The sequence below is a fragment of the Zobellia sp. OII3 genome, from assembly GCF_002211465.1.
In the GTDB taxonomy this organism is placed as follows: domain Bacteria; phylum Bacteroidota; class Bacteroidia; order Flavobacteriales; family Flavobacteriaceae; genus Zobellia; species Zobellia galactanivorans.
Genome location: NZ_MWRZ01000005.1, coordinates 137,976 through 158,614, shown reverse-complemented (window position 1 = coordinate 158,614; position 20,639 = coordinate 137,976). Strand labels below are relative to the sequence as shown.

The window sequence follows — 20,639 nt, the reverse complement described above, 5'->3', positions numbered from 1 at the left end:
TATGTGACTAATTTTTGACAGTTAAGGCTACTTTTTTGAGGTGTTTGGAGTCCAATCCGACCATGATATCAAATTGTCCCGGTTCTATCGTCCACTTACCATCGTTCCAATACTCCAATTGCTGAGCACCGATTTTGATACTTATTTGTTTTGTCTCACCCGGTTTTAGGGCCACTCTTTTAAAATTGCGCAGTTCCTTTTGGGGGCGCACCCTTTCGGAAAGAACATCGTGCACATACAGTTGGACCACCGTTTCCCCCGAACGGGTACCGGTATTGGTTATAGGAATATTTACCGTTGTCAGTTCATTTGCGGCTATGGCTTCATTTGAAAGTTGGGGCTCACCTAGTTCAAAGGAAGTATAGCTCAACCCGTAACCGAACGGAAACAAGGGGTCGGGATCGGAGTTATATATCTGTCTAGGGCGTCCGGTTTCGAGCTTATTGTAAAACAAGGGCACCTGACCTACGTTTCTAGGAAAGGTTATTGGTAGTTTACCACTTGGATTTACCTTTCCGAACAATATATTGGCGATCGCTTTTCCTGTTTCCTGCCCTAGATACCATCCTTCTACAATGGCCTGAGAATTCTCGGCAATCCATTCAATGGAAAGGGGCCTACCATTGAGCAGTACCACTACATAAGGTTTGCCCGTGGCGTGAATGGCCTCTACCAATTTTTGTTGTGGCCCGGGAAGGCTTAGGTCATCACGATCTTCATTCTCTCGGCAAGTTTCTTCCGATCCGCCGATAGCAACGATGGTGATGTCGGAAGATTCGGCCAATGCCACCGCTTTCGGAATATTTGCCGTAGAGTCGGTAAAATCGCAGCCCTCTTCAAAGGCGACCTCCCTATCACTACCGAGGTAGTTTTGTATTCCCTCTACTATGTTGATATAGTATTTAGGATTGTCGGGAGAATAACCTCCCAAGCGCATGGCCTTTCCATTGGGCCCTACAACACTTATCTTTTTATACTTTTCCTTTTTGAGCGGAAGAAGATCCCCTTCATTTTTTAAGAGTACAATGGACTTCTGTGCCACTTCAAGGGCCAGGTCATTATGACTTTGGTCAAAAACGGTTTTCTTCCAATCCTTTTTAGGAATCCCTACATAGAGAGCCTTTTTAAACATTTCGGCATCGTGCTGGCTAACCTTGTCCGGCTCACCGTTATCGGGGTTTTTAAGGACATCGAAACGCTCGTCGTTTTTGATATCGGTATCAAAAAGACCTAGATCGAATTTAGCCTGTAATACATGTTTTACCGCATCGTCTACAAGAGCGACGGGCACTATCTTTTTATTTACTGCCGATATCAGGTAATCGCCAAACATACGATGGTCGCTCCAGCCTTGAAAAAGGGCCAGTTCTTGATGAATTCCAGCCTCCAAACCTTTTTTGGCCGCATGTTCGTAATCGGGAACATAATTAAAAACCCGTTTTAAGGAGCGCATATCCCCATTGTCAGAGACCACAAGCCCGTCCCATCCCCATTCATCGCGAAGTACGGTCTGCATTACGTGTTTGTTCGCATGGCAAGGTATACCGTTCAAAAGGTGATGGGCCGGCATTATCGCACCTACCTCGGCTTCCTCAATGGCCATCCGAAATGGATATAAATGCACATTTTGAAGCGTGTATTCCGATATATCGTGCGCCGCACCATTGTCGCCGGCCATAGGTTCCCCATCGGCCACAAAGTGCTTGGCCGTAGCCATTATATGGTTTTCATCAAAGCGTTCCGCTCCCATGCCCTGCAATCCCCTGATGTACGATGAACCGATTTTACCCACCAAATACGGGTCTTCGCCATAGCTTTCTTCGGTTCGCCCCCAACGTACATCGCGTACCACGGCCAGCATAGGGGTGTAACATTGATGGATGCCGAAGGCCCTTGACTCCTTGGCCACCGTATGTCCCATTCTTTCGATCAGTTCGGTATCCCAAGTACTTGCCATGGCTATGGCTTGTGGAAATACCGTTGCGCTATCCATTTTTATTCCGTGCAGGCATTCGTTGGCACTCAGGTTCGGTATACCCAATCGCATATTGGCATTGGGGTATTGCGTGGCCAATTGATGCACTTTTTCCTCTAGGCTCATTTTAGAAATGAGCTTTTCTATCTTCTTGTCGGAAGGTCGTGCTTTATCTTGGGCAAAACCCATATTAAACATGACCAAAGCCAGTAAGGTAAAGGGTAAACAACGTGATGTAAAGGAATCCATTGATCTGTATTGTTTCATTCTAATTAATAAGGAGCATTATAGAAGACCTGCATTTTTCGTATTTCTGGTACACCTTCTACAGATTCCAGACTTTTGAACCTGATTTTATTGGTTTCAACCGTTTCGATCCTATCGATTTTTTTATGTCCAATGGTTTCGTACCCGGGATTGGGATTGTACGGCGGTTTGGCTATGGGAAAATGGTTCATCGGTTTTAGGGGAACCCAGGAATCGTTTACAAAGGCTTCCAAAGAATATTTGACCACGCGCTGCCCATTGGCTATATTTTCCATTAATACCACCGTATTTATTTTTTGCGGTTTGCTCCAGCTTAGTTCAACCGTTTCCCCTGTTTTTATTTGCTTCGATTCCGCAATGGGATTGGAAAACCTCCTTTTAATTTCATTCCCAAATTTTTTGGCCGCGGAAACGATAGTATCGGGAATTAAGCCGCGATTGTCCGGAGGAAGGTTGATAATCGTGTTAGCTCCGAGGCCAACGGTTCTATAATAAAGGTCTACATGTTCCGACAAAGACCTTGGCAAAGTGACCTCAGGATGCCAAAACCAACCTCCTTCATGAAAGGCCCAATGTGTAGTACATTCCCTTACCCTCCAAAATTTGCCCTCGGGATGCCCTGTTCTTACCTCGGTTTCTAAAAGGCCATAATCATTCTCGACATTCTTATCCTTTGAACTAGCAGAAGGCCTGGTATAATTTGTTCCGTCAACTGTATTTACCGCGTTCCACATTGGGTAGACCACAAGGCCCGATTCATTTCCCGGAACCCATGTTTCAGGGCCCATAAATACCATATTGGGTTGAAGTTCGGCTACCAAATCGGTAATCGGATTCCAGATCTCTTCACTACCCGGGGCTCCCCAATGATCCGACCACATAAAATCTATGGGGCCATAATTAGTGAGCAGTTCCCGCATTTGGCCCATTTGAACCTGCTTGTATTTTTCTTTGAGACCCGGTCTTTGAAAGGCAATATTCATTAAAGAATCGCGATTATCCGCCCAACCGATATACCCATCGTACCAGCTAAGGCCGGCATTGGCATCGTGACTTGAGGTGTGATAAAAACCAATTTTCATGTCATGTTTACGACATGCATCGACAAATTCTTGGGCGATATCACCCTTACCTCCCTTGTAAGGGCTGTTGGCAATCGTATAATCGGTAGTTTTTGAGGGCCACAAGCAGAATCCGCCTTCGTGCCTAACGGTGAGACAAGCGTATTTTGCCCCCAACGCCTTGGCTGCCAACACCCATTGTTCAGCATCTAATTCGCTAGGATCGAACTCAGAGGGCGATACTTTTCCATCTCCATGTTCCTGCCCGCTAAATACATTCAATCCAAAATGGATAAAAGCCCCCACCTCCCAATCGGCAAACGCAATTTGTTTGGCACTTGGTTTTGCAAGTGTAGACTCTTCTATACTTGAGGACGACGATTTTTGATTTCTACAGTTTAGGAATAGTAGAAACAGTAATGAATAGGAAAAATATTTCATAAAAATATAAGTTTATTCCTCTAGTTTAAATTGAATATTGCCCCAAACGGCATGGTCAGAATTGGCATTATCTCCCCCGTCGGTTGTAATAAGGCGAACTTTACTGGCAGGGTGCGGGAAATCAATATCAATATCGACTCCGTCATCATTCCCTGTTAGTGTTTCACTGGTGTATAGGTCAGTCCATAAACCGTTTTGATACGTTCTTACAATAAAAACGACCGAGCCATTATGGTTTACCATATCGTCTATACCTATAGTGGCCGTTATACCTTTAACATCTTGGTACTGCGATATATTAAATTCGATATGTCCTTCACTGGTTTTACCGACCGGACAAACCATCAGCCCTTTTTGAAATGCTTTGCCATTAATGACTATATTTTCACCGATATAATTTTTATCTCTTTTTACGCCATTATGAGCAGATTCAGATGTAGATTCCAATCCACTTAAAAAGGGAAACTTCGAGTCAAAATTCTTTACTACCGGCGGGCAATTAAAAACCGACATCTGTCTGATTTCAACAGGGTGCACAATAGATTCCAAGCTTCTAAACCGTATTCTATTTGTAGTTACCGGCTCTACTCGATCTATTTTCTTGTGGCCAATGGTCTGATACCCTGGACTACTGTTATAGGGTTTAAATCCGATTAGCTTGTTTCTGGGTTTTAGTTCTTGCCACTTTTTGTCTACAAAAGCCTCTAATACATACTTTGCCACTTTTTGTCCGTTTTCTATGTTTTCCATAGTGACTATGGTATTAATAACTTTAGGCTTTGCCCATGACAACTCCAATGTGTCGCCCTTATGGATTTTATTGGTTTGGGCTATTGGATTTGAAAATCGCTCCTTGATTTCATCACCGAAAACCTTGGCAGCAGTTACAAAATCTTCCGGTATAAGCCCACGGTCGTCAGGAGGTAAATTGATGATGGTATTGGCTCCAAGCCCTACGGTTCTATAATACAGGTCTAAGTGTTCCCATAGTTTTTTTGGGAAGGTCGCCTTCACCGAGTCGGGGTGCCAAAACCACCCCCCATAATGAAACCCTGAATTCGTAGTGCATTCACGGACGCGCCAAAATTTCCCCAACGGATGTCCCGTAAGGACATCTGTTTCCAAAAGTCCATAATCATTTTTCTTATCCGTAATATCGTTTTTGGTTGGTGCCGGCCTTGAATAATTTGTCCCATCAACCGTATTCACCGCATTCCACATAGGATATACCACATGTCCTGTTTCATTTCCAGGGACCCAAGTATCGGTTCCCATAAATACCATTTCCGGTTGCAATTCTTCCGCCAAATCCGTTACCGCCCTCCAAACTCCATTTGGATCTTGTGCATTCCAGTGGTCAGACCACATAAAACCAATCGGGCCATATTCGGTAAGGAGCTCCCTCATCTGTTCTACCTGGATTTTTTTCAGCCGCTCTTTAAGACCTGGATCGTTTTTATGGGCAGAAGACATGGCCTTCCCCCAAGTGGTCATCCAGTCTAACGGAAGGTCAAGTTTTCCTTTGTAATCTTTGAGGGTTGCATTGGCATCAAAGGCGGCGGTATGATAAAATGCGGGCACCATGTCATGTTTACGACAAGCTTCGACAAACTCTCTTACAATATCACCTTTACCTTCTTTATACGGGCTCTTGGCAATCGTATAATCGGTAGTTTTTGAGGGCCACAAGCAGAATCCGCCTTCGTGCCTGACCGTAAGACAGGCATATTTTGCCCCTAAAGATTTTGCGGTCAGCACCCATTGCTCGGCATCTAATTCGGTAGGGTTGAATTGTGATGGTGATTCCTGTCCGTCACCATGTTCCTGACCTGTAAAAGTGTTTAAATCGAAATGGATAAAAGCCCCCACCTCCCAATCGGCAAACGCAATTTGTTTGGCACTTGGTTTTGCCAATTCAAAAGAAGGAGAGTCTTGTGCCGTAGCGCTAACGGCGCTCAAGACAATAGGTAAAAGCAATATAAGGGCTGATTTTATTTTCATTGGTTGGTTTATATTTTCAAGTTTCCACTGACATGAATATCTTCTGCAGAGCTTCCTATCATGATCGTGAAACTTCCTGGTTCGAGCACAAATTCCATTTGCCTATTATAAAGAGACAGATCTTCTGGTGACAGTGTAAAATTTACCGTCTTGGTCTCCCCTGCTTCCAAGGAAATTCGCTCGAAGCCCCGAAGCTGTTTTTCATAGACCGTTACACTGGAGGTTTCATCCGAAAAATAAAGCTGAACGATTTCATCGCCCTTTCGCTTCCCTGAATTAGTAATATCCACGGAAACCACTACATCCCCCAAACCGTTTTTGATATTCGATCGGATTTTCAGGTTCGTATACTCAAAAGTGGTGTAACTCAGACCGTAACCAAAAGGATAAAGAAAGCCTCCTACCCGTGTTTTTCCCGAGCCGTTGGGTCCTTTAGCGGGCTGATCGGCTTGGGCGCCCGGTTTCGAAGGAAAGTTCATCGGTAATTGCCCTACCGTTTTAGGGAAGGATACCGGAAGCTTTCCGCCCGGATTGTAACTGCCCACCAATACATCGGCGATGGCAGATCCGCCAAATTTTCCTTGAAACCAGCCCTCGACAATGCCCGGCACATATTTATCGACCCAATTAATGGTCATCGGCCGACCGTTGATCAGCACCACGATTACCGGTGTACCCGTTTTGTAGATTTCCTCGACCAGTTTTTGTTGGTTTCCCGGAAGGTCTAAGGAGGTTCTAGATCGCGATTCCCCTACGGTTTCTTCGTCATCGCCCAAAACCACTATGGCCAAGCCTACCGTTTTTGCCATCGCCACAGCCTTGTCGATTTCACTTTGTTCCGCTTCCGTTGGCGGGGTGTTCATCAATTCGCTATCGGGCCAATTTTCATCAAAAAAATCACAGCCCTTGGTGTACTTTATCTCTACGTCTTTAGGGAATTTTTCCTTTATTCCGTCAAAAACCGAAACCACATCAATATGAGATGGACCGTATCTACTTACCGAGTGATTGATGGCCTTGGCATTGGGGCCCGTAACCAACACCGATTTATATTTTGAAAAGTCGAGAGGGAGAATGTTTTCTTCGTTTTTGAGCAAGACAATGCTTTCCAAGGAAGCTTGGTATGCCACTTCTTGGTACTCAGGCTTCCCGACGGTCTTATCCGCCTCTTTCATTTGCTTCCCATAAGGAGCATCAAAAAGTCCTTGCCAGAATTTCACCCTTAGAATATCGCGTACGCGGTCGTCAATGGTGGTCATGTCAAGCCCTCCTTCCTTGACCAACTCCCGAACCGGAAGAATAAAGTCTTCGGGCATGGTAAAATCGGTTCTTACATTCAAACCTGCGAGAACAGCCTGTCGAACCGCATCCTTGCGGTCTTTGGCCACATGGTGTTTATCGGCAATAAATTCGACCGCACGGCTATCGGATACCACATAGCCTTTAAAGCCCCAATCTTCACGTAGAATATCGTTCAAAAAATATTTGGAGGAGCTCACCGGCACCCCATTGTAATCGTTATAAGAACTCATCACCCCCATGGCGCCGGCATCTTTGATAGCACGCTTAAAGGGATGTAAATAAAGAGAAAATAATTCGCGCTCGGTAATATGGGCATCGGTTCGGGCATCGCCGTCACGACCTCCCTTTGGTGCACTGTATATGGCAAAGTGTTTGGGAGTGGAAACCACTTTCTCTTGCTGTATTCCCTTTACCATTTGATAACCGAGTTCGCCTACCAGGTAGGGGTCTTCCCCGTAGCACTCCACGACCCTGCCCCAGCGTGGGTCGCGCGCAATATCGAGTATGGGAGAATACACATTGGTATAGCCCAATAGCCGGGCTTCTTTTCCGGTAATATGTCCTATTTTACCGACCAAATTTTTGTTCCATGTAGCCCCTACCCCGAGTTGCGAGGGAAAACTAGTGGCCTTTTCATGGCACAGCCCCCGTATGCCTTCATTGGTGAAATCAACCGGAATACCCAAACGGGTGTCTTCTACAAAGAATTCCTGAATGGTGTTCAAGGCCTTGATATGATTCGAGGGAGGCCAAGCCTTATCGGTCACGGCCGAAGGGTGGTAAGCTAGATTATTGAGTTGCTCGTCTATATTGCCGATACCGTCTTTCCATATCTGATTCTTCCAATCGGGGGTCGGCAATTCATCTTTCAATACCCTACCAAAGCCATAGAGGGTGGCCATTTGGCAACTTTTTTCCTCTAAGGTCATTTGTGAGAGCAAGTCTTCAATACGAAGGTCTACTGGCCGTGTGGGATCTTCATAAACATCCTTTTTGCCGTTCTTATTAAAATCGACCCAGTTTTTGTGATATATCTTTTGCTTGCTTTGCGAATGTAATTCCTTTGGAAAAGAAAACAGTAGAATCCCAATTATCAGTGCACCTATCCTCATTTAACTATATATTTATCGTTCTTTTTCGGCCCGGCCCGTTAAAAAAACACTTCCGGGCTCTTTAACAGCGTAATGGCCTAAGACCAGTTTTTCTCAACATGAACACCGATTTCCCTTTTCCATAGGGACATGACATGTTAGTCTTCAAATAAAGAGGAAAACGCTAGACAAGGGGTGGACTATGAGATATAATTGGTAAACATTTTGTTCAAAGTCAATAAAAATGGGCCGATAACAACACTTTTAAGACTATTGGCAGAGTGAGCCGACTTTCTTGAATCGATTCCATAAAAAAAGAAGCCCTTACGTTTAGCACAAAAATTATGTTTATCCTAAACCAAATACCTCAATGGTTTTATTTCGTCAATTTTTACATATTAATACAAACAAAAAGACATTTCATTGGCTATAAAATCAAAAAATTCGTAATTTTAAACGGTCTTTCTATCGTTTCACTACTTCCATCCAGAATATCTATACCTTATCTTTTGTTAAGTCTCACTATAAATCAAGTTTACCCCATGAAAATAGATCGGTTCATTTACTAAAGATTCCAATAACATCATCATAAAGACCCTACCAACCATTTTTACATTTTGAAGCTTCCCCTATGTCTAAAAATTTTTATGCTATATGGATTTTATTGTTTTTGACAAGATTCCCTATAGTATTTGCCCAGACCCTTGAAAAGGAATCCGCCCTAGATTTTATCTCTATCACCACGGAAGACGGATTATCACAAAATACCATATACAGCATTCTAAAAGATAGAACGGGATACCTCTGGTTCGGAACCGATGACGGCCTTAGCAGGTACAATAGCTACCATGTGGATATCTTCAAAAAGAGCACCTCCCCTTTAAAAGGCCGTAAGGTCTATGATATGTTGGAAGATACAGAGGGCAATATTTGGTTGGCGACCGACAACGGGCTCAAACGTTACGACCCTTATTCAGAAACAATCATTGAGCATGAATTGACAGGCATTTCCGATAGTCGTCCCCACGTGAATGTCCTCGCATTTGAAAATGATTCCTTAATGTGGCTAGGCACTACCGAAGGACTATTGCTTTATCATCTTAAAAAGGGCATACTCAAAACGTACGAACACGATTCCAATAACAAAACTTCCTTATCGAATTCAGATGTAAGTTCTTTGGCCAAAGACAATGACAATCTTTGGGTGGGAACAGAAAATGGCTTGAACTTTCTTGATGTCAAGACCGAAAAGTTCACCAAATACTTTGGAGGCTCCAAAAAACCGGATTCTTTGTCCGGAAGCCATATAAAATCTTTATCCCTTGATTACCAAGGAGGCCTTTGGATAGGTACGGAGCGTCAAGGTATTTCCTATTTCAACAAACAGAAAGTCCGTTTCGAGAACTTCAATACCAAAAACAGCTTGCTTCCCCATAATGAAGTCAGGGACATTTTTTACGCTCCCGATGGTCATTTATGGATTGCGACCAATGGAGGCGGGTTAAGCAAAATGGATACCGAAAATAGGTCGTTCACCAATTACCAACACCTTCCGGATCACACTAGTGGCTTGGTTACCAATTCCATTTATTCGGTATACGAAGACAGGGAAGGCGTATTATGGGTAGGCACCTATGCCGGCGGCGTATGTTTTAACAGTGCAAAAAATGACAAATTCGAGTTGATCAAACATCTCACCTACAATAGCAATAGCATTTCCGACAGTAGGATCCGAAGTGTTTACCTAGACCGTAAGAACAAATTGTGGTTGGGTACTTGGGGAGGCCTCAACGTGTACGACCCCGAAAAAGATAAATACACATCGTACCTCTATGATAGAAAGAACCCTTCATCATTGAGCTTTAATACCGTAACGAGCATTTATGAAGATTACCTCGGTAACATTTGGGTAGGCACCTATTCTGGGGGACTTAATCGTTTAAAACCTGAAAAAAACGGTTTCATTCGTTATAACAACGACGCCTTGAACCCTGGTGGACTAAGCAGTGACATGGTTTATTGTATCATTGAAGACCCCGAAAACAATCTATGGATAGGCACACAAGAAGGCTTAAACCTCTTCGATAGATCAAAACAAAAATTTAAAAGCTACAGCAGAAAAGATATCAGGGATATAAGAATCGGTAACGACAACACCTTAGTTTTAGCCACTTTCGGCGGCATTTGCATCTTTGATACCAAGACCAAGAGCTTTAAAAACTACCGATCACCCCAGCTGTCGTCCTTTCCGATCAGTCAAGTTCTACTAGATAAAAAATCGGGTCATATCTGGTTTTCTTCATTAGGTGGCGGTATGGGTTACCTCGACCCAAGAAATAGCGAGTTTACCATATTTACCGAAAAAGAGGGCCTACCTACCAATTTTGTCTCTAGCCTTATCGACACTGACGATGGCTCAATTTGGGTCAGTACTTTTAAGGGAATTTCTAAGTTCAACAAGGCTACCTCCACCTTTGAAAATATAGGACGGCCACATAAATTTCCATTGTATCAGTTTTATCCGCGCGCATCGACCTTTTTACCCGATAATAGACTCGCCTTTGGCGGATCAAAGGGATTGGTGATTTTCAACCCCGAAAGTCTTTTAAGGAAAAGAACGGAGCCCGAAATAATTCTGACTTCCCTAAAAATAGACAATAAGGAAGTTACCGCCGGGGAAGCGTCGTCCCTACTCAAGAAAAGTATCTCTAAAACCGACAAATTATTTTTGAAGCCCGACCAAAAGGATTTCTCCATAGATTTTGTCGCCCTAGACTTCAAAAACCCCGGAGGCAACCAGTACGCCTATATATTGGAAAACTATATGGATGAATGGGTTCCTATCGGAAATAACAGAACCATTGGTTTTACCAATCTCAACCACGGCAATTATGTCTTAAAGTTAAAGACGCTTGAGGCATCGGCAAACGTAAAGGCTTTAGCTATCGAGATAGCCCCACCGTTTCATGCTACTTGGTGGTTTAGATCCCTAATGGTCTTATTGGTGCTTTTCTTGCTGTATCTCTACAACAAGTATACGTTTATCAGTGTTCAGCAAAAGAACGCCTTGATAGTGCAGCGGTTGAAAATGAAAAACAAACAAGATTTCAATCAAATGCGCTTGCGTTTTTTCACCTATATATCGCATGAGCTACGGACTCCGCTCACCCTTATTTCTGACCCTTTACAGCAACTTGTACGGTACAAGAAAGACCCCAAACAAGACCATCTATTTCAATTGATTGATACGAGTGTGGCACGATTACTGCGCCTTGTCGATCAAATTCTCGATATCAGTAAACTGGAAGGGGATACTTTAAGCCTTCAAGTGTCTAAGCAAGATATAGCCGCGATTTTAGAAGAAGCCACCAATGCTTTCCGTGAATTTGCCATTCAAAAGGGAGTACGATTAGAGTTCATAAAAGAAATGGAAACAATAGAAGGATGGGTCGACGAAGACAAAATAGAGAAAATCGTATACAACCTATTGTCCAACGCCTTTAAGTTTACTCCTAAAAACGGTTTGGTTTCGGTAGGATTAGGCTATTACAAGAAGTCTAAAGGCCATATTGTCATTGAAATAAAAGACACCGGTATAGGGATTGCCAAAGAAAAACAACATAAGATTTTCGAAGGTTTCTATCAGGTGCAGGAAGCCAAGTCGCTAAACCCGAACGGGGCAGGTATCGGTCTCGATTATGTGAAACGCCTTATCACCCTTCATCATGGAAGCATTGCTTTGGAAAGCGAGCCTGAGGTCGGCTCCCTGTTTTCCATACAGTTACCCATAGAGCGAAAGTATTATCAACCCAAGGAAATCAAACAAGAAGAAATTGTAAAGACGACTTTGCCCTTGCGTCCGATAACCGTACGGAACGCCAAGAAAACCCCTAGTCCCCTTCCGGTAAAGGTCCACTCCAAAAGCACTCCAAAAATATTGATCGTAGAAGATGATGTCGATATACGGTCGTACATTGTATCATCCCTTTCCGATACGTTCAAGGTCATAGAAGCCCCTAATGGGGAGGAAGGACTTAAATTGGCCCTAGAACACGCCCCAGAGTTGATCATGAGCGACACATTAATGCCGATTATGGATGGCCTACAATTCTGTGAAGCTATAAAAAAGAACGAGAAGACACGTCACATCCCCTTCCTCTTCCTTAGTGCATGGACATCGGATGAGTTTAAATTGAGGGGCTTGGAAATAGGCGCCAATGACTACATTGCCAAACCTTTCGATATTCAGATCGTAAAAGCAAGAATTGAGAACATCATCAAAAATGTCAAAAGAGTATCGGAGATATCCAAAGTAAAGGTAAACCTGGTTCCTGATGACACCTCCGTAGATTCAATCGATTCCCTATTTATCAAGAAGGCCCATTCGATTTTAGATGAAAACTTCGATAATCCGGATTTTACCACGGAAATGTTCAAAAAGAAAATGGGCATGAGCCACTCTGCCCTGTACCGTAAACTTAAACAACTGACCGGACAGTCATCCAATGAATTTATACGCTCATATCGACTAAAAAGGGCCGCCCAGATCATACGCCAAGATTCTGGTTTGCTCATTGCCGAAATTTGCATTAAAAGTGGCTTCAACGACCCTAAATATTTTAGCAAGTGCTTTAAACAAGAACATATGCTGACCCCTTCGGAATATGCGAAGCGATACGTTTCCGAGAGTAAATCAAACCCTTCTTCCGGTTTGCCCTAAACCATAAACAACACGTAATTATCCTGACCTTCGTTTAGGCCCGCCTCCCCTTCCCATAGAAGGTTAAATATCTAAAGCAAGTCGTATTTAAGACAGTCAAAAATGACCGGCAACATCCCGGGACATCGTACGACGTATCCTTTCCTGAAAAAGAAGGCAATAAAAGAAGGAATCAATAGTGCAATAACCATGTAAAGGTTGCCCTGTGAAATCTAGATGAGGGGGAATCGAACTGAGACCCGCCCCAAAAGACTTTATCTTGCCAAAACAAAAAACCCGGAAAGCTCGCTTTCCGGGTTCAATATCATTTTTAATCTTTTGATTTTTATAGTCTACTTTTCTAGTTACCGGGAAAACCTTCCCATCTCCATTCGTTTATACCATCCCTTACGCGATTTCGAAACGTCAGTTTTTCCTCGACCTCATAATCCCTCTCGCCATCGCTGTACTTATAGCTTAAAACGAACTTTCGCTTAACGGGGTCCCAAGTACTCTTTCCGTTAGGGTAAACTTGATATATCGATGCGGTATCGGCAATGATTTCTACCGAATTATCCTTGGGGTCGACCTTTAAGCGCATATGGTAACCATCTCCCCCTCGTGGCCCGATACCATCAAGGTCTACGGTATCCATCATAATAGAGGAAAGGGTTCGAATCGGTGTATTGGGCCCGTCTAAATCATCGCCATATACATATACCGTATCGAGTACTTTTGTTGCGGTAAAAAATTGCTTCAAAGACCCCACCTGATAAAAATTACCTTCGTAGGTATTCATTAATTTCAAGGGAATGATCGTCTGTTCCTTACCTTCTAGAATAGAATCAACCGAGGTTGAAACGATCTTAAAAGGAAGTGCATAATTAAAATCCCTAAGCAAAGTATCCTGCGCCAATTTCAAGGAATCGAATTTCACATCGACCAAACCTTGAAACGAGCCCTTCGGTACCGTAATCTCATCACCCTCCAAGCTGTAATAATCATCAGGCATAAGGGTATAAGGGGTATCGACCAACAAGGTCTCATCGATTACATACTTTACTTGATGATCCTCCTTGTTTTCCCTTACGCCGCCCAAGTAAACGCCCACTTTGATGGACAACCCCTCTCCGGACACAATTGACCTTTGTAATTCGGGCTTAGGAAAATAAACATCGGTGTAACCCGCGGTATCTACAACATAATCTTCATACTCTTCACAAGAGAAAACCAATGCCAGGACCAATGTCAATATTGAATAGCTATATTTCATATCAGTTTAAATTTAATCGTTCGGAAAACTATTGCCATCCGAAGTTTTGAATAAGGGTATTCGATTTTAAAACTTCATTACGAGGAATAGGGTTGTAATACATATATTCTTCAAAACTCCTAGACTCTATTTCGGTAGCGGTATAGTTAAATTTATCGCTAGCTTCTTTACCGACCTCTATACCGAGCACAGGCTGGTTCAATTCTTCTAAGGAAACTTTCCAACGGCGTACATCGTAATAATACTCACCTTCAAAGGCATATTCGATACGTCGTTCATTACGTATCAGGTTACGATATGCACCAAGGTCGCTTATTGCAAGGTCTAGGTATTGATCGGTAGATATACCGGCTCTTTTTCTAATTACCGATAGCACCTCTTTGGCCGAAAATACCATATCTCCCCCTTTTCCGGCAATACCATAAGCTTCGATGGCGGCCTCGGCAAAATCGAGATATAGTCCGCCACGATCAAAAATAGGATAAACTTTATAGTCCTCCTTATTGGCATTGGCCTCTACATCGAGATTGATATTGTCACTAAGAAACTTTTTTAGATAGTACCCTGAACGAGTCGCTTGTTTGCGTATACCTCCCTGCGCATCTTTGCCTCCGGCAAATACTTCGATAAAGGCATTTCGAAATTCATTTTCCCCATTATGGAAAACAAAACGTTCAAAACGAGGGTCTCTATTCGCATATGGCTCAACAGGATCGTAAATACTATTCGGATCCGTTATCGGGTACCCCAAGCTGTCGGGAAATACCTCGACCAAATTTTGACTAGGGTTCCAATCGCCATTTCCGAATAAGGAAGGTGGAAAATTTTGGGATTCAAGGCTGCCGTTTTCGCTGAAACTACGTCTCCAAAAATGGTCGGGATTATCTACATTATTAAAGTTCCCAAAAGGCTGTAAATCTTTTATGGCCCCTTCATCGATTGCCGCAATGGCATCATATGCCGTATTTGCCGCTTCTTCCCATGAAATCTGCTCGAAAGCGGGACTAGCCGCAAAAAGCGCCATTCTAGCACGTAAGGCCCAAATCATTTCTCCCGAAATTCTACTGGTAAGCCGAACGCCGTCTACATCACCATCACCTGCATAACGTAGCAGGTCAATGTTGGTAAGGGCGCTATCCAAATCTTTTTGAATGTTGGCATAGCTCTGCATATATGTACTTCGGGGTATATCATTGGCATTATCAATGGTAAGGACTTCATCAATAATCGGTATTCCCAACATGGTATTGGGGTCTTGGGCCGACGGCCCTGCAAAATTCTTTAGCAGGATCCACTTGTAATAGGCCCTTAGACCAAAAGCCTCTCCTCTAATCCGCTTCTTTAAAGCTTCAGCGAACTCTTCATCGAAGGCATCATAGGTAACATTAAAGCCCTTTTCGAAAAATTCGTTGATATGAAGAATCTTGCCAATGGCCGAATTCCATTCCCCGCTTACCGGGGAAGACTCAGCCGTAGCCCCTGAAACGGCAGTACGCGAAGGACCGCTTTTACTCACGACATTATGGGTCTGTGCATCTAAGGATATCCATGGCGAATTTCGAACAGAACCATAGGCCGGATTTAAAAAGCTTTGGGCCCGGCTAATGTCGGTAAACACTTCTTTAGTGGAAACATTGTTAGATGGCACCACCTCAGTAAAATCATTGGAGCAGGATATGCCCAGCAATGCTACTCCAAAACAAAATAGTATATTTTTTTTCATTGTTGATGGTTTTATTTTAAAAGGATACTTCTAACCCCACTTCATACGATTTCAATACCGGGTATTGTGAATAACCTTTATTAGGACTTGGCATATAGCGGTCTTTAACCGATGATAAGACAAAGAGGTTTTTGCCCGAAGTGAAAAACGTAATTTCCTTGATAAACGATTTTTGAATTATATTTTGTGGAATCGTATACTCCAACGTAATACTCCTGACATTGAAATACGAGGCGTCTTTCAACCAAAATGAAGAATTCCTGTAGTTGTTACTGTTAGACAGTGTGGTCAACCTTGGCAAATCATTGGTAGCCGGCCAGCTTTTCGACAATTCTTGAGTATAGGCGTCCGTGCCCCTACTCCAATAGAGCCCGTCGTTGAAGCTACCACCGGCCACGCCATCGCCGTGCAGGCTAAAGGCCCAGTTTCTATATTTCATACCATAGTTTAAACCATAGGATAATCTTGGGGAATGCCCTATTTCATGGTAGTCTTTCTCATCTATGGTACCGTCTCCGTTGTAATCTTTATATCGGATATCCCCCGGTTTTACCTCTCCGAATTTTGAAGGTATGGCGGCATCTATTTCCGCTTGATTCTGAAAAATTCCGTCGGCCTCCAAACCAATGATACGACCTCCTTGATTGCCCATTTGATTTCTTGCTTCTTCAGGATAATTAATCGAGTTTGATTTGGTTACATATGTGGTGTTGTACATGGCATTTGCACCGATGGAGAAGCGAAAATCGCCAAGTTTCTTTCGATAGCTTATACTTCCATCGAAGCCTTTTCTCTCATTGTCGGAAAAGTTAATATAGGGCAGGTAATCGTCATTTGCCGCCAATAGGGCGTATAGATTGTTCGGAACCACCAACTCGTCGTAGTTACGTATGTTATAATAATTGATCTGTCCGTTCAACTTATGCTTGAACATCTGAAAATCGAAACCTACGTTAAGGTATTCCTGTTTCGGCATTACAATGTCATCGGCTCCCGTAAATACGCGACGATATCCCCCAGATGAAGAGGTGGCCCCAACGATACCGAAGGTACCGGCACCTGATCCGCTGTATTGATTATCTTCAAGAAAAAACTGGCCAACAGGACGCCCTTGCATACCGTAATTCGCCCTTAGCTTAAGAAAATCCAACCATTGTGAACTCTTCAAGAAGTTTTCCTTGTGGGCCAACCAGGCTACACCCGTGGCATAGGTAATCGTACGGCGTTGCTTTTTTTGAAGTTGTCGTACCGCCGAGTTCATCCAATTTCCTTCGAACACATATTTTTTAGCCATTAAATAATTGGCCCTAAAACCAATATTCCTATAGTGTTCTTCCTGCCCTAATTGGCTGCCGCTTTTGCTTTCCTTGGTATAAATCAAATCGGCGGTCAGGTCATGGTGGTCTCCAAAACTTCTATCGTAATTGAAGGACGCCTTTATGAATTGGTTTCGGTCGACCCGATCTCCTAATTTGGCCCATCCTGTATCGGTAGCTCCCTTGGTATAATTTCTTAAAACCAAAGTGTCTTGTCCTGTGAGTGTTTTTGTAAAAAAAGGTTCGGCCATATCGACCGTTGGGTCTAACCTTTTTGAGAGATTGTTATAGCTGTAAAGCCCTACCAGGCTACTAAAATTCAACCCCTTGGCCACGGTCGACAAATCAAAGTTCAAACCCAGCCTTGCATTGGCATCCCTTCTGGTATCTTCTATAATGGACCCATGTGCCAGATTGACCAACAAGTTGGTTCCATACTCGGGGTTTCTTGCATAAATAGAATCATTGATCTTAAACGGCAAGGCGTTGGCGGGATATTGATACATTGTATTGAAGGCATCGTCGCCACTCATAAGGGGCGCCTTTCTTTTGTTGAAGCTCCCCCCTATTCCAAGATCCACCGAAACAAAGTCGCTCACCTTTATCTGAAGGTTGTTGTTCAGGCGTAGTCTCGACAACTTTCTTCCATCGCCTTCGCTTTCAATCCCATCGGTAGTATAATACCCCAAATGTGAGAAATACTGGGTGATTTCGTTTCCTCCCGAAAATTCTCCCGTAATATGTCGGTAGCTCGCCAAATCGCTGACAAATTTCTTGTGGTAATCTTGGTTGGGATTTCTTACGGTATCTCTCTTGTTGGTATATGCATCTATTGTATTTTGATCGTATATGGGAGATATACCGTCGTTCGCCAAAGCTTGGTTATAGTTTTTCGTATAATCTTGGGAGTTCATCATTTCAGGAAGAAACGTCGGTGTCCGTACCCCTCTACGCACTTTAAACTTAATAGAGCGATCACCCTTCAAACCTTTCTTTGTCTTTACGATCATGGCCCCTGGCGCCGCGGTAATTCCGTACAGGAACGAGCTTCCATAATCCTTGGCCAATACGATATTGTCAACCTCTCCCGGGGTCAATACCAGGTTTGACGGTATTCCATCCAAATACATCTCACCAACACCGGCACCGCGAACGCTATTGCTGAAATTTTCTATTTCAGGTGAAGCCGATCCATAATTGGAAGTGAGTCCTGACAACCTTCCCGCCAAAGCTTCTTGTACAAATGTGGTAGGATAATCGCTTAACTCGTCTCCCGTAATGCGTTCAACGGAACCCGTGATCCGTTCGAAGGGCAAATCTCCATAAGCCACACTAATTTTTCGGTCTGCATCAATAGTGCCCCATTCCTTAAGAATGATCGAAGTACTTTCGAGTTCACCGTTCGTTACGTTCACTGTAGTCCTTTCATACCCTAAAGCCGAAATAACCAGTACATCTTCCTTGTTCGCACGTATGCTAAAAACGCCATTTAGGTCGGTAAATGTTCTATTTTTTGAGTTGGAAGCCACTATTGTCGCTTTATCGCACACCTCACCGGCCTCGTTCAATAGTGTTGCCGAAACCTCAAATAGTTCACTTGTATCTTGAGCCATACCCTTATGGGTGCTTAACCACAACAGAGCAGTGATTACTAGATATATGGGTCGTAGTTTTTTCATTGTTAGATCTTTTATTATTAACATACTACCAGCCTGGGTTTTGTTTCATTTCTGGGAGCTCAAAAATCTGTAAATCACCCAATCGAAGTGGGTAGCGGTAATGTTTCTCTTCAAAACGTCTCTCTATAGGTATTTCAAATCTTTCGAATCGTACACCCGTGGGGGCACTGGCGTCATCGATAATTTTTACGCCATGAAAATTGTAATTGTCCAGTTTTTCATGAGCGATTCTCCAGCGGATCAAATCGAACCAGATATGGTACTCAAAACACAGCTCTACCTGAAACTCATTTCTTACCCGCTCTTGAAAGACGGCATAATCGGTAGTGAATTCCGGTCTAACATCTGCCATACCCACTCTATTACGAACGGCGTTTAAAGCCCCAACTGCCGTAAGACTGGCACCTGGTACGGCCGCATTCGGGTTCTTATAGGCCTCGTTGACCGCCTCGGCGTAGTTAAGGTATATCTCGGCCATTCTTATATAGGGCGCATTAATGTACTTGCTGTCGTTATATTTTTTACTGTTCCACTTATCCGGCAACATTTTTCGAACCAAATAGCCTGTTTTTGAGTTTCCAAAATCGGCCCCGTTAGGAGTGGTACGGTCAACCCCTAAAGGATCTGTTCGCATGTCAATGGTTTCATTCTCTGAAAATTTTGACCAAGTACTGCCATGGTACAATATGTTCTTGTAAAACCTTGGGTCTCTATTTTCATATGGATTTTGGTCATCATACCCCGATCGGGAATCCGTAATCGGCCATCCATCGGCGGTTTCGTAGAGGTCTACCAGCTCTTGAGTAGGACTTAGCCCGGCATATCCTCCGATATTGATCCAAAGCCAAGTATGGAAGTATAAATTGGAACTGGGTCGAGAAGGTTCGTAATAGCGGGGCCAAACCCCTTCTATGGTACCGGGTTCGGTATGGAAAATATTGTTGTAATCCCCTTGGTAAAGGCCCACCTTATCGCTTGTCTCCGAAAGTTTGATCAAATCCCACGCCGCTTGGGCCGCTTTTTCCCATAATTCGGTATCACTTTCATTGTTTACGGTGTAATTAGGACTTGCCGCCGTAGTCAGCGCCCTTGACTTAAGTGCCATAGCAGCCGCCTTGCCCATTCTCCCCATCATAACCGGGTCGTTCAAATAACTGACCTTGGGCAAATATGCAATTGCCGAATCACAATCGGCGACGATATCGGTGATCTGTTGCTTATATGTAGGCCTTGGTAGGTTTAACTCGGTTTCTGGAAATATTTTCTCCTTAATATAAGGCATGGCGCCCCAACGTTTAGATAGCTCATGGTAGCCCAAGGCCCTAAATAAAAAGGCTTCCCCTTTTACTTGGTTTTTCTCTTCCTTGGTCATTACGTCGGAGGTTACATCATCAATACCATATAGAATTGAATTTGAAACGTATACGGCCTCCCACATATCTTCCCAGGCCATTTGGAAATCAGGGTTTGCAAATTGATCATTTACCGCTCCCACCCAATCGCCACGTATCACTTTATCATTGGGCCCAACACTTCTGGTATTGAGTACTTCTCCCGAAAACTGACAACTGTTTCCGTAGTTTTTCCCACCTCCGGCACTTTGTCTGCCATTATAATCATATCGGGTTTCGAAAAACCACTCCATGGTATCGTAAAGCCTAAAGGCCATACCGTTGATTTTGTTTTTGTCCCTCCAGATATCCTCCTCTGTCAGAAAACTTGAGTTCTCGTCGCGTCTATCAAGATAATCCTCACAGCCTACCAATATGACTATAGAGAGTATGAGTAGTATATAGTTATATTTCATCATT

9 protein-coding genes are annotated in these 20,639 nt (G+C 43.4%); 1 reads left to right on the top strand and 8 read right to left on the bottom strand.

Annotation, left to right across the window (positions count from 1 at the left end):
* Nucleotides 1-7: 7 nt before the first annotated feature.
* From B4Q04_RS14815 to B4Q04_RS14800, 4 genes are read right to left on the bottom strand one after another with little or no spacing between them, the layout of a single operon-like run.
* Complete coding sequence (locus tag B4Q04_RS14815) at nt 8-2,242, bottom strand: glycoside hydrolase family 3 N-terminal domain-containing protein (RefSeq protein WP_088697275.1); 2,235 nt, start codon at nt 2,240-2,242, stop codon at nt 8-10.
* A gap of 5 nt (nt 2,243-2,247) precedes the next feature.
* Entirely contained in the window at nt 2,248-3,744 is a 1,497-nt protein-coding gene (locus tag B4Q04_RS14810) for an alpha-L-fucosidase (protein WP_088697274.1), read from the bottom strand.
* Between the two features lie 12 nt (nt 3,745-3,756).
* Nucleotides 3,757-5,745, bottom strand: coding sequence for an alpha-L-fucosidase (locus tag B4Q04_RS14805; RefSeq protein WP_088697273.1), 1,989 nt, complete (start codon nt 5,743-5,745; stop codon nt 3,757-3,759).
* 8 nt (nt 5,746-5,753) lie between these two features.
* Nucleotides 5,754-8,159: a glycoside hydrolase family 3 N-terminal domain-containing protein gene (locus B4Q04_RS14800; protein ID WP_088697272.1), complete on the bottom strand. Its 2,406-nt coding sequence runs from the start codon at nt 8,157-8,159 to the stop codon at nt 5,754-5,756.
* A 610-nt stretch (nt 8,160-8,769) separates the two neighbouring features.
* On the opposite strand from B4Q04_RS14800, the gene B4Q04_RS14795 reads away from it, so the two are divergent.
* Complete coding sequence (locus tag B4Q04_RS14795; RefSeq protein ID WP_088697271.1) at nt 8,770-12,858, top strand: two-component regulator propeller domain-containing protein; 4,089 nt, start codon at nt 8,770-8,772, stop codon at nt 12,856-12,858.
* 340 nt (nt 12,859-13,198) lie between these two features.
* On the opposite strand, the gene B4Q04_RS14790 is transcribed toward B4Q04_RS14795, so the two are convergent.
* From B4Q04_RS14790 to B4Q04_RS14775, 4 genes are read right to left on the bottom strand one after another with little or no spacing between them, the layout of a single operon-like run.
* Nucleotides 13,199-14,110, bottom strand: a complete 912-nt coding sequence (locus B4Q04_RS14790) for a DUF1735 domain-containing protein (RefSeq protein ID WP_088697270.1) — start codon at nt 14,108-14,110, stop codon at nt 13,199-13,201.
* 28 nt (nt 14,111-14,138) lie between these two features.
* Complete coding sequence (locus B4Q04_RS14785; protein WP_013991736.1) at nt 14,139-15,833, bottom strand: RagB/SusD family nutrient uptake outer membrane protein; 1,695 nt, start codon at nt 15,831-15,833, stop codon at nt 14,139-14,141.
* 16 nt (nt 15,834-15,849) lie between these two features.
* A complete protein-coding gene (locus B4Q04_RS14780; protein WP_161496078.1) occupies nt 15,850-18,828 on the bottom strand; it encodes a SusC/RagA family TonB-linked outer membrane protein in 2,979 nt (992 codons plus the stop codon).
* Nucleotides 18,829-18,853: 25 nt separating this feature from the next.
* Nucleotides 18,854-20,638, bottom strand: coding sequence for a RagB/SusD family nutrient uptake outer membrane protein (locus B4Q04_RS14775; protein ID WP_088697268.1), 1,785 nt, complete (start codon nt 20,636-20,638; stop codon nt 18,854-18,856).
* Nucleotide 20,639: the final 1 nt, after the last annotated feature.